At 62.2% G+C, this 15,238-nt stretch carries 11 protein-coding genes; 7 read left to right on the top strand and 4 right to left on the bottom strand.

Annotation, left to right across the window (positions count from 1 at the left end; translation table 11 throughout):
* Positions 1–49: 49 nt before the first annotated feature.
* The 4 genes from MF606_RS14355 to MF606_RS14340 form a co-directional block, all read right to left on the bottom strand.
* Positions 50–661 carry a LysE family translocator gene (locus MF606_RS14355; protein ID WP_240230031.1) on the bottom strand — a complete coding sequence of 204 codons (612 nt, stop codon included), beginning with the start codon at positions 659–661 and terminating at the stop codon, positions 50–52.
* 104 nt (positions 662–765) lie between these two features.
* Positions 766–1,320 carry a fasciclin domain-containing protein gene (locus MF606_RS14350; protein ID WP_240230030.1) on the bottom strand — a complete coding sequence of 185 codons (555 nt, stop codon included), beginning with the start codon at positions 1,318–1,320 and terminating at the stop codon, positions 766–768.
* A gap of 124 nt (positions 1,321–1,444) precedes the next feature.
* Entirely contained in the window at positions 1,445–1,663 is a 219-nt protein-coding gene (locus MF606_RS14345) for a hypothetical protein (protein ID WP_240230029.1), read from the bottom strand.
* 6 nt (positions 1,664–1,669) lie between these two features.
* Entirely contained in the window at positions 1,670–2,611 is a 942-nt protein-coding gene (locus MF606_RS14340) for a nucleoside hydrolase (RefSeq protein ID WP_240230028.1), read from the bottom strand.
* A 144-nt stretch (positions 2,612–2,755) separates the two neighbouring features.
* Here MF606_RS14340 and MF606_RS14335 point away from each other — a divergent pair, with 144 nt between their 5' ends.
* The 7 genes from MF606_RS14335 (at position 2,756) to MF606_RS14305 (ending at position 15,231) form a co-directional block, all read left to right on the top strand.
* Positions 2,756–4,015 carry an AI-2E family transporter gene (locus MF606_RS14335; protein WP_240230027.1) on the top strand — a complete coding sequence of 420 codons (1,260 nt, stop codon included), beginning with the start codon at positions 2,756–2,758 and terminating at the stop codon, positions 4,013–4,015.
* A 79-nt stretch (positions 4,016–4,094) separates the two neighbouring features.
* Positions 4,095–5,954 (top strand): monovalent cation:proton antiporter-2 (CPA2) family protein, encoded by a 1,860-nt coding sequence (locus MF606_RS14330; RefSeq protein WP_240230026.1) that lies wholly within the window; start codon positions 4,095–4,097, stop codon positions 5,952–5,954.
* Positions 5,955–6,050: 96 nt separating this feature from the next.
* Positions 6,051–8,528 carry a glycogen/starch/alpha-glucan phosphorylase gene (locus tag MF606_RS14325; protein ID WP_240230025.1) on the top strand — a complete coding sequence of 826 codons (2,478 nt, stop codon included), beginning with the start codon at positions 6,051–6,053 and terminating at the stop codon, positions 8,526–8,528.
* 106 nt (positions 8,529–8,634) lie between these two features.
* Positions 8,635–10,830 carry a 1,4-alpha-glucan branching protein GlgB gene (gene glgB, locus MF606_RS14320; RefSeq protein ID WP_240230024.1) on the top strand — a complete coding sequence of 732 codons (2,196 nt, stop codon included), beginning with the start codon at positions 8,635–8,637 and terminating at the stop codon, positions 10,828–10,830.
* A 54-nt stretch (positions 10,831–10,884) separates the two neighbouring features.
* Positions 10,885–12,156 carry a glucose-1-phosphate adenylyltransferase gene (gene glgC / locus MF606_RS14315; protein ID WP_240230023.1) on the top strand — a complete coding sequence of 424 codons (1,272 nt, stop codon included), beginning with the start codon at positions 10,885–10,887 and terminating at the stop codon, positions 12,154–12,156.
* Positions 12,156–13,616: a glycogen synthase GlgA gene (gene glgA, locus MF606_RS14310; RefSeq protein ID WP_240233855.1), complete on the top strand. Its 1,461-nt coding sequence runs from the start codon at positions 12,156–12,158 to the stop codon at positions 13,614–13,616. The genes glgC and glgA overlap by 1 nt, the downstream gene beginning before the upstream one ends.
* Positions 13,597–15,231, top strand: coding sequence for an alpha-D-glucose phosphate-specific phosphoglucomutase (locus MF606_RS14305; RefSeq protein WP_240230022.1), 1,635 nt, complete (start codon positions 13,597–13,599; stop codon positions 15,229–15,231). Before glgA ends, MF606_RS14305 begins: the two co-directional genes overlap by 20 nt.
* Positions 15,232–15,238 lie beyond the last annotated feature (7 nt).

Below are 15,238 nucleotides of genomic sequence, written 5' to 3'. Positions count from 1 at the left end.
CCAATTGAGTCGGCTGCGGGTCGCTGCAACTGCCCGAAATCTAGGCGACTCAATGCTGCCAGACCACGAGGCCAGCGGCGGTGGCCATCATCACGCCGGCCGTCTTATTCAGGCGGCCGAGCGCCTTGGTGCTCTTGAACATTTCGCGGGCGGCCGAGGCCAACCAGGCATAGCCGCAGCCGATGATCAGCAGGACGACGATCACGATGAAGGTCAGTTCGGCAAAAGCGACCGGGTTCATCTGGTCGAGCGGGATCACCGTCGGCAGGATGGCGAGGTAGAAGACGATGGTCTTGGGATTGCCCATGGTCAGCGAGAAGCCGGCCAGGAAGGTCTTCCACGAGTCCTCATTCTTGGGCTTCATCTGCTCGGCGCCGGGTTTGGCGGTCCAGAACTTGTAGGCGATGTAGAGCAGATAGGCCGCGCCAGCCCAGCGAACGATGACGAAGATCGGTCCGAAATAGGTGGCAATGGCGGCAAGCCCGAAAACGGCGAAGACGAAATAGACCAGATCGCCAGCGAGAATACCCAGCACCATGGGGAAGGCGCCCTTGAAGCCGCCGCCAAGGGCGCGGGCAACAACCGCGGCCACGCCTGGCCCAGGGACCAGCACGGCGATGGCATAGGCGATGGTGAAGGTCAGGAGGGTGAAGGGTTCCACGGGGCAGGTCTCGGTTTTGGGTGGCGGACACTAGCGCCGGACCCGTGAAAAGCAAAGGCCCCGCGCGAACGCAGGGCCTCGGGCCTCAATGTTAACGCTGAACGTTACATGGGAAGCAAGACGTCGTCGACGACGTGGATGACGCCGTTGGACTGGTTGACGTCGGCGATGGTGACGCGCGCAGCTCCGCCGGACTCGTCATAAATGAAGATCGCATTGCCTCGGGCGGTGGCGGTGAGGGTATCGCCGCTGACGGTGCGCAAGTTGAACTGGCCATTGCTGCTGGCCGCGATGCCCGCCAACAGATCGGCACCGGAAACCTTGCCGGGCACGACATGGGCGGTCAGCACCTTGACCAGTTGCCCCTTGTTTTCGGGCATCAGCAGCGTGTCGACGGTACCTGCGGGCAGCTTGCCAAATGCGGCGTTGACCGGAGCGAAGACGGTAAAGGGACCGGCGCCCTGCAAGGTTTCGACCAGGCCGGCGGCGGTAACCGCGGCGACCAGGGTGGTGTGGTCGGCCGAGTTAACGGCGTTCTCGACGATGTTCTTGTCGGCGAACATGGCGGCGCCGCCGACCCTGGGGTTGTCCTGGGCGAATGCCGATGTGGCCGAGAGTATTATGAACGCGGCCCCGGTGGCCAGCTTGGCGAAATGCATGATTGTCTCCCTGTTGAGCCGGCCGCGGGTCAGTGCCGGCGGCTCGGTTGCGGGGAGTTACGCCGCCGGGCGAAGGGCAGTTTCGGCGGTCACATCACGCTTGGGTGATCGGCCGAGCGTTCGATCAGTGCCGCCACATCTGCAGGAGCCAGCGGGTGAGGAGCAGCAGAAGCCAGACCAGCGTCGCAACGGCCGCGACGGCGCTCATGATGAGAAAAGCGGGAATCAGCGCAACGGCAAGCGATGCCGGGCCGAGGGGGCCGGGCGTGGGCAGCACGTAAACCGCCCAGCCGACAAGGAGCACGAGGCCCGCGGCGCCGAAGAGGTAGATGACGAGGCCCATCTGCCGTTACGGCAGCCGCGCCAGCCGCCCGGTCAAGAGCCTGTAGAAGCCCTCCGCATTGCCGTTGCGGAGATAATTGACGTTCCGCACTTTTCCAGTGACGTGCCAGTAGTCGGTTACAGTCATGCCCACGGTGAGGTCGCTTGCCGTCTCGATAGTGACGTTGCAGTGGCGGCCTTCGAACAGGTCGGGTTGGAGCAAGTAGGCGATCACGGTGGGGTCGTGGAGGGGCGCGCCGGCCCAGCCGTATTTCTGCAGGTCGAAGGTTTCAGAGAAGGTCAGCATGGCATGCACTGCCGCGCCGGACTTGTTGCCGAGGGCCAAAATAGCGTCGAGACGTTCGGGCGTAGACTGGATCTGATGGGTGACGTCGAGCGGCAGCATGGTGATCGGCGCGCCGGAGCGCAGCACGACGTCGGCCGCTTCAGGATCGACATAGATGTTGAACTCGGCCGCCGGCGTGATGTTGCCGACCTCGAAATAGGCGCCGCCCATCATGACGATTTCGGCGATACGCTCGGCGATGGCCGGCTGCTTGACCAGGGCCATGGCGATATTGGTCAGCGGGCCAAGCGTGCAGAGTGTGATGGTGCCCGGTTTGGCCGCCATCAGCGTATCGATGATGTAATCGACGCCGTGCTGGGCCTGTAGGGGAATCGTGGGCTCGGGCAGGTCGGGGCCGTTGAGGCCGGTTTCGCCATGGACGTGCTCGGCAGTGACCAGATGGCGGCGCATGGGCCGGGCGCAGCCGGCATAGACGGGTACGTTGCGGCGGCCAGAGAGCTCGACGACCTTGCGGGCGTTGTTGGCATTGTGGTGCAGGCCCACATTGCCCGCCACTGCGACGATGCCGATAACGTCAAGTTCTTCTGGAGATGCCAGCGCCATGAGAATGGCGACGGCATCGTCCTGGCCGGGGTCGGTGTCGATGATGATCTTGCGGGGCATTTCCGAGCCTCTTGGTGTCGATTCCGGAGCGCACACTAGCGACTGGAAATGCGGTGGTCGACTGCTGCGCGCACTGTGCTGAACGGAACGTTTGCGCTGCGCTGACGTTGCTGGAATCGCGAGGGGCCCAACAACGGAATCGGCATGGCACGCGGTGCAACGAAGCGGGCTTCGCCCGAGACTATGAGCGAAAGCCAGTTCGAGCGAATCCTGGGCAATGCAGCGCGGGTCGCGATCGTGTTTGTCGGCTTTCTCGCGCTACTGTTTGCGCTGCAAGTAGGGCAGGTTTTCCTAGCGCCGGTTACGCTTGCCATTGTGATCGGGCTGATGTTCGGGCCGGTTGCCGACCGGGTTGAGCGCTTCGGCGTACCGCCCGCGCTTTCGGCAGGCATCGTGGTGCTAATGCTCATTGGCGTGATTGCGGCCGGCATAACGCTGTTTGCGGTGCCGCTGTCGGAATGGGTCGCCCGAGCGCCGATGATCTGGAACAAGCTGCAAATGCAGCTCGCCAATCTGCAGGGACCGCTGCAGGCGATTTCCGCATTTCAGGAACAGCTTTCCTCAATCCTCGGCAGCGACAGCGCCATGGCTGTTACCGTGGAAGACGGCGGGCAGGTTATCAGCGTGGCTATGTTGGCGCCGGCCATACTGGCGCAGGTGCTGATTTTTCTCGCCAGCCTCTATTTCTTCGTCGCCACCCGCGACCACATTCGGATCTCGGTATTGTCGCTGTGCGTGAGCCGGCGCATGCGCTGGCGGACGGCACATGTGTTCCGCGACGTGGAGCAGAAGGTCAGCCGGTTCCTGCTGTCGATTACATTCATCAATGCCTGCGTGGGGTGTGCCGTTTCGCTGGCCATGTGGGCCATCGGCATGCCGTCGCCCATCCTGTGGGGCGCGATGGCGGCAGTGTTGAACTATATTCCCTATGTGGGGCAGGGCGTCATGGTGCTGGTGCTGCTGGCCGTTGGGCTCGGAACCGAGACGGGCCTCCAAAACATCCTGTTGCCGGTAGCGTGCTATGTCGCGATCAACTTCGTCGAAGGGCAGATCGTCACGCCGCATTTCATCGGCAGAACGATGACGCTCAATCCGTTCCTGATCTTTCTCTCCATCACCTTTTGGCTGTGGGCATGGGGACCGATTGGAGGGCTGGTGGCGGTGCCTACCCTGCTGATCGCGACGTCCATTCTTGCCCATGCGGTGCCAAGCAAGCCGATGGTGCCGAGCTCACCTGTCCGGCGTACGCGAAACATGACGGATCGCCAGGAATTGCTCGCAAATGCGGCCAAGGCCATTCGCGAGCGGGCCGAGGAGGAGAAAGAGCCAAACGAGAAGCGCAAGGGCGAGCGGTTCGAGCCGCCCGAAGGCACCGCGCCGAGTGGCGTGGAGACCGCCGGCTAGGCAGCCATGCCAGCATCGTGCTTGACGCGGCGACAGCGGAAAGAAAAACTCCGGACCTGATCAGGGTTTGGAGACTGTCGTGGCAGGTGAAGTAGTTGGACATGCGGCAGAAGCCGCGGGGCACGGCGTTGACCTTGTTCCAATCGTCGTCTTGCTGGGTGCGGCGGTCATCGCCGTGCCGCTGTTCAAGCGGCTGGGCCTGGGCTCGGTGCTCGGCTATCTGGCCGCCGGGCTGCTGCTTGGTCCTTCCGGCATCGGCCTGATCAATGATCCGGAATCAGTGTTGACCACGGCCGAACTCGGCGTGGTGATGTTCCTGTTCATCATCGGGCTCGAGATGGAGCCATCCAAACTGTGGGCACTGCGCAAGCAGATCTTTGGGCTGGGTGTGATCCAGGTCGCGACCTGTGGCGCGCTGCTGACCGGCGTTGGCATTTTGCTCGGCTTTGCGCCGGTGGTCGCGTTTATCTTCGGCATGGGCTTCGTGCTCACTTCGACTGCGATCGTGATGCAGATTCTGGGTGAGCGCGGCGAGCTTTCCACCGATAGCGGGCAGCAAATGGTGTCGATCCTGCTGCTGGAAGACCTGGCTATCGTGCCGCTGCTGGCGGTGGTGGCGTTGCTCGCGCCTTCGTCAGGAGGCGAAGTCGACCTGACGACGCGCCTGCTGAGCATCGGCGCGCCCATCGGCGCTGTGCTCCTGCTGATCTTTGTCGGCCGGCGGATCATGAATCCGTTCTTTGCGCTGCTCGCTTCGACGAAGCTGCGCGAGGTCATGACTGCTGCCGCCCTGTTGGTGGTTCTCGGGGCGGCACTGCTGTTTCAAGCCAGCGGGCTCTCGATGGCGATGGGCGCGTTCATGGCTGGCGTGCTGCTGTCGACCTCAACGTTCCGTCATCAGCTCGAGGCCGACGTGGAGCCCTTCCGCGGCATTCTGCTCGGCCTGTTTTTCCTGGCGGTGGGCATGTCGCTGGACCTGACGATCGTAGCCAGCAGCTGGCAGATCATCGCGATGAGCGTCGTGGCCTATATGCTGGTCAAGGGGAGCGCAATCTACGTCATCGCTCGCCTGCTCAAGTCCAGCCATGGCGTGGCGCTGGAGCGCGCCGTGCTCATGGGGCAGGGCGGCGAATTTGCCTTCGTGCTCTACACGACGGCGGTTGCCGCCGGGATCATAGACGGGCCAACCAACGCTATCTTCACAGCCACTGTCATCGTCTCGATGGTGTTGACGCCGTTCCTCGTCATCGGTCTGCGGTTCGTCATGCCCAAGCAGACGCAATCGTTCGAGGGTGTCGAGAAGGCGGAGGACCTGCATGCCAGCGTGCTGCTGATCGGGTTCGGGCGGTTCGGCCAGATCGCCAGCCAGCCTCTGCTGGCGATGCGGCACACGGTTTCGATCATCGACAATGACACCGAGATGATACGTGCCGCGGCGCAAATCGGCTTCAAGGTCTATTACGGCGACGGCACGCGCCTCGATATCCTGCGGGCGGCGGGTGCGGGCACGGCCGATCTGATCCTGATCTGCACCGACAAGAAGGCGGAGACGACGCGGATCGCCGAGCTGGTGCGCGATGAGTTCCCGCTGGTCAAGGTCATGGCGCGCGCCTTCGACCGTGGCCACGCCATCGAACTGGTCCGGGCCGGGGTGGATTACCAACTGCGCGAGATGTTCGAATCGGCACTGACTTTCGGCCAGCAGGTCATTCGCACGCTTGGCGCGACAGACGAAGAGGCCGAAGCGGTCATCGAGGGCGTGCGCGACCGCGACACACAGCGGTTCGACCTGCAAATGGTGGGCGGCGAACAGATGGCCGGGCGGCATCTGCTGATCAGCAACGCCGTGGAGCAAGCGCGCGAGGGCGGTGTCGAGGTTCCGGCGGACAAGGTGGAAGACGAGGTTTCCAAGACGACCCGACCCACGCAGCCGGCATAGGAGCGAGTATCGCGTGGGGGCTTCCGCCTGCACAAATTAAGTGCAAGACTAAAGTCTCTAGAGGGGAATACATCGTTATGAAATCTGGATTGCGAAATGCCGCAACAGCCGATCGTTTACGACGCCCCTACGCCGGAGCCACGCGCCACTAATGTCGAGGCTATTCAGGCAGAAATTCTTGAAAGACTGATCTACTCAGTCGGCAAGGACCCGATTGTCGCCCGGCCGCATGATTGGCTCGCCGCGACCATCCTGGCCGTGCGCGACCGGGTTATGGATCGCTGGATGGAGTCGTCGCGCGAGACGTGGCGAACATCGCACAAGCGTGTCTACTATCTGAGCCTGGAGTTCCTGATCGGGCGGCTCATGCGCGATGCGATGAGCAATGTCGGGCTCATCGAGCCGGTGCGCGATGCCCTGAGAAATTTGAATGTCGACCTTGGCGACCTGATCAATCTCGAGCCTGACGCGGCGCTCGGGAACGGCGGTCTAGGGCGCCTCGCGGCTTGTTTCCTTGAATCGATGTCGTCGGTGAAAATCCCGGCCTATGGCTATGGCATTCGCTATGTGCATGGCTTGTTCCGCCAGGAAATGAGCGAGGGCTGGCAGGTCGAACTGCCCGAAGAATGGCTCGCCCACGGCAATCCATGGGAATTCGAGCGTCGCGAAAGCGCTTATGAAGTCGGCTTTGGCGGCTATGTGGAGCCGGTCACCGACCCGGATGGCAGCGTGCGGCAGGAATGGCGGCCGAACGATCATCTGCTCGCAGTGGCCTACGATACGCCGATCGTGGGATGGCGTGGGGCGCGGGTGAATACGCTGCGCCTCTGGAGCGCGCAGCCGATCGATCCGATCCTGCTCGACAAGTTCAACTCGGGCGATCACATCGGCGCGCTGGAAGAAAGCGCGCGGGCGGAAGCGATTACGCGCGTTCTCTACCCGGCCGATTCCACCGCCGCGGGGCAGGAGCTGCGCTTGCGGCAGGAGTTCTTTTTCTCCTCGGCATCGCTGCAGGATATCGTACGGCGGCATCTGCAGCAGTATGGCGACCTGGGCTCGTTGCCCGACAAGGTCGCGATCCAGCTCAACGATACCCATCCGGCGATTTCGATCTGCGAACTGATGCGCATCCTGGTGGATGACAACGGGATCAAGTGGGCCGATGCCTGGAAGCTGTGCAAGGGCGTGTTTGGCTACACCAACCATACGCTGCTGCCCGAGGCGCTGGAGAGCTGGCCGGTGGCGCTGCTGGAACGGCTGCTGCCACGCCACATGCAGATCATCTACCAGATCAATGCTGATGTGTTGGCCGATGCGCGCCAGCGCGCCAAGTTCAGCGACGGGCAGATTGCTAATGTATCGCTGATCGATGAGGCCGGCGGCCGTCGCGTCCGCATGGGGCAGCTCGCCTTTGTGGGCTCGCATTCCATCAACGGCGTTTCGGCGCTGCATACCGAGCTGATGAAGCAGACCGTGTTCTCGGACCTGCACAAGCTCTACCCCGATCGCATCAACAACAAGACCAACGGCATCACGCCGCGGCGCTGGCTCATGCAGTGCAATCCCGGTCTCACCAAGCTGATCGCGGACCGGATCGGCCCAGGATTTCTAGATGATGTCGAGCTGCTCAAAGGGCTCGACGCCCATGCGGACGATCCGACGTTCCAGGGGCAGTTCGCGGCGGTGAAGCAGGCCAATAAGAAGGCCCTCGCCAAGCTGATCAAGGACCGCCTCAACATCGTCGTGTCGCCCGACGCGTTGTTCGACGTGCAGATCAAGCGCATCCACGAATACAAGCGGCAGTTGCTCAACGTCATCCAAGCTGTTGCGCTGTATGATGAAATTCGAGCGCATCCGGAACGGGACTGGGTGCCGCGCGTTAAGATTTTCGCGGGTAAGGCAGCGCCGGGTTACTGGAACGCCAAGCTCATCATCAAGCTGATCAACGATGTCGCCAAGGTCATCAACAATGACCCGGCGGTGCGTGGCCTGCTCAAGGTGGTGTTCCTGCCGAACTATAATGTGAGCCTGGCCGAAGTGATTGTTCCTGCCGCCGATCTCAGCGAGCAAATCTCGACGGCGGGTATGGAAGCATCAGGCACCGGCAATATGAAATTCATGGCGAACGGAGCGATTACCATCGGCACCATGGATGGCGCCAATGTCGAGATGCACAAGGAAGTGGGTGCCGACAACATCGTCATTTTCGGTCTGACGACGGATCAGGTGAACGAAAAGCGGGCCAAGGGCGAAGTGCCGCGCTCGGCGATCGATGCGTCGCCGCGCCTCAAGGAGGCGCTGGAGTCGATCTCATCCGGGGTGTTCTCGCCGGATGATCCCAACCGCTATCGCGATCTGATCGGTGGCCTCTACGACCATGACTGGTTCATGGTGGCCCGTGATTTCGACGCCTATGTCGCCGCCCAGGCCGAGGTTGATGCGATTTGGCTCGACAAGAAGCGGTGGAACGCCATGGCGATCCGGAACACGGCGCATATGGGTTTTTTCTCCTCCGACCGGACGATCAGGCAATATGCGCAGGACATTTGGGGCGTGACGGTCGCTTCGACGTGACAGACGGTAGCGGGCGAGAGCTGACAGCCAAGATCAGAGCGCCCAGTAATTTGTGGTTTGGCGGCCGCGCCGTTAGGTGCCGTGCCGTTGACGGGGGAGCGAGCGCATGACGAAGGAAGACTGGCAGGCCGATTCGCGGGAAGTGGAAGCCATCGTGGGCGGCCGCCATTCCAACCCGTTCGCATTTCTGGGCCTGCATCAGGTCAATGGGCAATGGGTGCTGCGGGCCTTCGTGCCTCATGCCGAAATGCTCACCGCCTATACGCTCGACGGCAAGGAATTGGGGCATCTGATCCCGCGTCATGCCGGCGGCCTTTTCGAGGGCAGGGTGGACATCGATCGGCAGCAGCCGATCCGCTATCGCGCCAAGAATGCCGGTGGTGAGTGGGACGTCTACGACGCCTATTCGTTCGGGCCGGTTCTTGGTCCGATGGACGATTACTATATCGGCGAGGGCAGCCATCTGCGGCTGTTCGACAAGCTGGGCGCTCACGAAATGGAATTCGAGGGCATCCACGGCACGCACTTTGCGGTCTGGGCACCTAATGCTCAGCGGGTGAGCGTGGTCGGGCCATTCAACGAGTGGGATGGCCGCCGTAATCCGATGCGCAACCGCTTCGAGAACGGCATTTGGGAAGTGTTTATCCCGGTGCTGGGTACGGGGACGCTGTACAAATACGAGATCGTGGGGCGCGATGGGGTGGTGCAGCCGCTCAAGGCCGATCCGTTCGCGCGGCAGTCGGAGTTGCGGCCACGTACGGCGTCGGTGGTTCCCGATCCGACGCCCTTTACCTGGACAGATGGCAAATATCTCGAGGAGCGGGCGACGCGCGACTGGCGCCGTACGCCGATGTCGATCTACGAAGTGCATCTGGGGAGCTGGCGCCGCCGGCCCGATGGCGGGTTCCTGAGCTACGACCAGTTGGCCGAGCAGCTCGTGCCGTATGCGGCTGACATGGGCTATACCCATATCGAGCTGCTGCCGATTACCGAGCATCCGTTCGACCCGAGCTGGGGCTACCAGCCGACCGGCATGTATTCACCAACCGCCCGTCATGGCGATCCGGCCGCGTTTGCCCGCTTCGTCAACGCGGCGCACGAGGCCGGGCTCGGCGTCATCCTCGATTGGGTGCCGGCGCACTTTCCGACCGATGCGCATGGGCTGGCGCATTTCGACGGCACGGCGCTCTACGAGCACGCCGATCCGCGGCAGGGCTACCACCCCGACTGGAACACGGCGATCTACAATTTCGGGCGCAAGGAAGTTGTCGGCTTCCTGGTCAACAATGCCCTCTATTGGCTCGAGAAGTTCCATATCGACGGGCTGCGCGTCGATGCGGTGGCATCGATGCTCTATCTCGACTATTCGCGCCAGCAGGGCCAGTGGGTGCCCAACAAGTACGGTGGCAACGAGAACCTGGAGGCGGTGGAGTTCATCCGTAAGGCGAATTCGGAGGCCTATCGGCTCCATCCCGGCACCTTCATGATCGCGGAGGAATCCACCTCGTGGCCCGGCGTGAGCCATCCTGTGGACGCGGGTGGGCTGGGCTTCGGCTTCAAGTGGAATATGGGCTTCATGAACGACACGTTGCGGTTCATGAGCCGTGAGGCGGTGCATCGCAAGTACCACCATAACGACATGACCTTTGCGACGGTCTACGCGTTCTCGGAGAATTTCGTGCTGCCGCTCAGCCATGACGAAGTGGTGCATGGCAAAGGCTCACTCCTGGAAAAGATGCCCGGCGATGACTGGCAGCAATTCGCCAATCTGCGTGCCTATCTCGCCTTCATGTGGGGCTTTCCCGGCAAGAAGCTACTGTTCATGGGCCAGGAATTCGCGCAGCGCGAGGAGTGGGCGGAGGGCAAGTCGCTAGACTGGTATCTGCTCGACGCGGGTATGCATGAGGGCATGCGCCGCCTGATCGCCGATCTCAACCTTGCCTATCGCCAACTGCCGGCGCTGCACGAGCGGGATTGTGAGCCCGATGGCTTCGAGTGGCTGATCGGCAATGACCATGCCAACTCGGTTTTTGCCTGGCTGCGCAAATCGCCTGGAGCGGACCCTATCCTGGTCGTGTCCAATTTCACGCCAGTGCCACGCAGTGGCTACAAGATACCCATGCCGCTCGTCGGCAACTGGGTTGAACGGATCAATACGGACGCGGGCTGGTATTCCGGGTCGAATACGGGAAACCAGGGCGCGGTGAAGGCCTATGCCGTTGAGGGGCAGCATTGGCCGGCGGAAGCGGAGCTGTATCTGCCGCCGCTCTCGACATTGTTCCTGAAATTCGAGCCGGCATAAGCCGGCACGGTTGAGATACGTCCCGGAAAAACGGGCGCTAGTGGAGGGATAGAAATGGCAGACTACAGGGTACCATCACCGCTGGCCCGCGAGGCCATGGCCTATGTGCTGGCAGGTGGACGCGGCACACGGTTGATGGAATTGACCGACCGGCGCGCCAAGCCGGCGGTGTATTTCGGCGGCAAATCCCGCATCATCGATTTTGCACTCAGCAACGCTATCAATTCGGGTATTCGCCGTATCTCGGTGGCGACGCAGTACCAGGCCCATAGCCTGATCCGTCATCTCTCACGCGGCTGGAATTTCCTTCGGCCGGAACGTAACGAGAGCTTCGACGTGCTGCCGGCCAGCCAGCGCGTGGCCGAGGACATGTGGTATGCCGGCACGGCCGATGCGGTGTACCAGAACATGGACATCATCGAGGATTACGGCGCGCGCTACATCGTCATCCTCGCGGGCGACCACATCTATAAGATGGACTATGAAATCATGCTCCGTCAGCACGTCGATACCGGCGCTGACGTGACTATCGGGTGTCTGGAAGTGCCGCGCATGGAAGCCACGGGCTTTGGCGTGATGCATGTCGATGGCCGCGATCGCGTCGTCGATTTCGTCGAAAAGCCCAAGGACCCGCCGGGCATTCCCGACAAGCCGGATACGGCGCTGGCTTCTATGGGCATCTATGTGTTCGAGACGCGCTTCCTGATGGAGCAGCTTCGCCGGGATGCTGCCACCGAGGGTTCGAGCCGTGACTTCGGCAAGGATATCATCCCCTATATCGTCAAGAACGGCACCGCCTGGGCGCACCGGTTCACACGGTCCTGCGTGCGGTCGTCCAAGGAAGATGTCAGCTACTGGCGCGACGTCGGCACTATCGATGCCTATTGGAAGGCATCGATCGACCTGACCGATATCGAGCCGCAGCTCGACCTCTACGACCGGGACTGGCCGATCTGGACCTATGCCGAGATCACGCCGCCGGCCAAATTCGTGCACGATTTCGACGGGCGTCGCGGTTCGGCGGTCAATTCGCTGGTTTCGGGCGATTGCATCGTATCGGGCGGGCATTTGCAGCGGACGCTGCTGTCGACCGGCTCGCGCGTGCACTCCTATTCCGAGCTGCATGAGGCGGTGGTGCTGCCCTATTGCGATATCGGGCGGAACGCGCGGCTCAAGAAAGTGGTCATCGATCGCGGGGTGAATATCCCCGAGGGTCTGGTGGTCGGTGAAGATCCGGAGTTCGACGCCAAATGGTTCCGGCGCACCGATGACGGCGTGACGCTGATCACCCAGGCAATGATCAACAAATATCTGGCGGGACGATGATCGAAGTTCTCTCGGTAGCGTCCGAGGTCTATCCGCTGATCAAGACCGGGGGGCTCGCCGACGTGGCGGGCGCCCTGCCTGCCGCGCTGGGGCCGCATGGCGTAACCATGCGGACATTGGTGCCGGGTTATCCCGCCGTCATGGCGAAGCTGAATGGCGGGCGGGTGGTTCGGGAGATCGGCGATCTGTTCGGCGTGCATGCCAAGCTGATCGCGGGACGCGTGGAAGGGCTCGATGTTATCGTCATCGAAGCCCCTGCGCTCTACGACCGGCCGGGGAACCCCTATGTGAGCCCGGATGGCTGGGACTGGCCGGATAATTGGAAGCGTTTCGCGGCCCTTGGCTGGACAGCTGCCGAGCTCGGGCAGGGGATGGTCGAGGGTTACAACCCGCATGTCATCCACGCCCATGACTGGCAGGCGGGCCTGGCGCCGGCCTATATCAAGTTCAGCAGCAGCTCGCACGTCAAGACGGTCATGACCGTCCACAATATGGCGTTCAAGGGCTTCTTCGGCTCGGAGATATTCAACCAGCTCCGCCTGCCCCCACATGCTTTCGGCATGGGTGGTGTCGAGTTCTATGGTGGAATTTCGTATCTCAAGTCGGGGATGGAATGCGCCGACTATGTCACCACGGTCAGCCCGAACTATGCCGACGAAATCCGTACACCGGCGTTCGGCATGGGGCTTGAGGGTCTGCTCAATGGTCGCGCCGACACGGTGGTTGGTATCCTCAACGGCATCGATGTCGAGGCCTGGGACCCCGCGACGGACAAGGCACTGGTGCAGAACTTTACGGCCAATACCATCCATCTACGCCGCGCCAACAAGCTGGCGGTGATCGAGAAGTTCGGGCTGGACGGCGAAGATGGTCCGCTGTTCTGCGTGGTCAGCAGGCTGACCGACCAGAAGGGCATGGACCTGCTGCTGCAGGCGGCCGATGGCCTCGTAGATCTCGGTGGTCGACTGGCCGTGCTGGGCTCGGGCGAGGCCTATCTCGAAGATGGCTTCCGGCACCTGTGGGCCAGGCACCCGGGTAAGGTCGGCATCATCACCGGCTACAATGAAGCGCTGTCGCACCTGATGCAGGGCGGGTCTGACGCTATCCTTATTCCGTCGCGGTTCGAGCCGTGCGGGCTGACCCAGCTGTACGGTTTGCGTTACGGCTGCGTGCCGGTGGTGAGCCGTATCGGCGGGCTGGCGGATACGGTTATCGACGCCAATCCGGCTGCGATCGCGGCTGAGGTCGCCACCGGCGTCGTATTCGATGCCGGAACGGCCGACGCATTGTACGAGGCTATCCGCAAGACGGTGCGTCTCTATCGCGACGAGAAACTCTGGAAGAAAATCCAACGGCGGGGAATGAAATCGGACGTCTCCTGGGAGGCGAGCGCCGCGCGCTATGCCGATCTCTACGCCACTATCACCGGGCTGAAGGCAAATGATGATCCAGACAATTAAGACCACGCCCTACGCGGACCAAAAGCCTGGCACATCGGGCCTGCGCAAGCGGGTGACGGTCTATCAGCAGCCGAACTATGTCGAGAACTACATCCAGGCGATCTTTGACAGCCTCGAGGGTTTTGAAGGCAAGACGCTTGTCATCGGCGGGGACGGCCGCTTCTACAATGATGTCGCCATCCAGAAGGCCATCCGCATCGCGGCGGCCAATGGTTTCGGCAAGGTCCTGGTCGGCCAGCATGGCCTGCTGTCGACGCCGGCCGCGAGCCATATCATCCGCCACTACAAGGCATTCGGCGGGCTGGTGCTTTCGGCCAGCCACAATCCTGGCGGGCCGGAGGGTGACTTCGGCATCAAGTACAATATCGGCAATGGCGGACCGGCGCCGGAGAAGATCACCGACGCCGTGTTCGAGCGCTCCAAGGTCATCGATACCTACAAGACCATCGATGCGCCGGATGTGGCCCTGGGCCATATCGGGGCACAGCGGTCCGGCGACATGGTGGTGGAGGTCATCGACCCTGTCACCGACTATGCTGCCCTGATGGAAACGCTGTTCGACTTCGCCGGCATCAAGGCGCTGTTCGCATCGGGCTTCCGGATGACATTCGATGCCATGAACGCCATTACCGGGCCTTACGCCCATACGATCCTTGAGGGCATTCTGGGGGCGCCCAAGGGTACAGTGGTCAATGGTACGCCGTCGCCCGACTTCGGCGGGGGGCATCCGGATCCGAACCTGGTCTACTGCAAGGATATGCATGACCTGCTGATGACGCCTGATGGTCCCGATTTCGGGGCGGCGTCGGACGGTGACGGCGATCGCAATCTCATCATCGGCAAGAACCGCTTCGTGACGCCGTCGGACTCGCTGGCGGTGCTCGCGGCCAATGCGGCGCTGGCTCCCGGCTATGCCACCGGCATTGCGGGCATCGCTCGATCCATGCCGACAAGCGCTGCGGCCGACCGGGTGGCCGAGAAGCTCGGTATCGAGATGCACGAGACGCCGACGGGCTGGAAGTTCTTCGGCAATCTGTTGGATGCGGGGCGCGTCACCATTTGCGGCGAAGAGAGCGCGGGAACGGGCTCCAACCACGTCCGCGAGAAGGATGGCCTGTGGGCCGTGCTGCTGTGGCTCAATATCCTGGCCAGCCGCAAGCAGAGCGTCGACCAGATCGTGCGCGAGCATTGGGCGACCTATGGGCGCAACTATTATACGCGGCACGACTATGAGGAGGTGGACGCAGGGATAGCCGGCAAGCTGGTGGATGATGTCCGCGCACTGCTTCCGGCATTGCCCGGCAAGACTTTCGGGGACGACCTGCAGGTCGCCTATGCCGATGACTTCACCTACCATGACCCGGTGGATGGCTCGACCAGTGCCAAGCAGGGTATCAGGATCGGCTTCACCGATGGCTCGCGTATCGTTTTGAGGCTCAGCGGAACCGGCACTGTCGGCGCTACGTTGCGACTCTATCTAGAGCGATACGAGGCAGCCGATGGACGACATGATCTTGAAACCCAATCCGCCCTCGAGCCCCTCATCGAGCTGGCAGAACAGCTCGCAGGGATCAAGCAGCGCACCGGGCGTCAAGAACCCAGTGTCATCACCTAACATCGGA

This window comes from Devosia lacusdianchii (genome assembly GCF_022429625.1).
In the GTDB taxonomy this organism is placed as follows: Bacteria; Pseudomonadota; Alphaproteobacteria; order Rhizobiales; family Devosiaceae; genus Devosia; species Devosia lacusdianchii.
The sequence above is the reverse complement of the archived record's forward strand: the minus strand, read 5'-3'. Positions and strand labels throughout refer to the sequence as shown.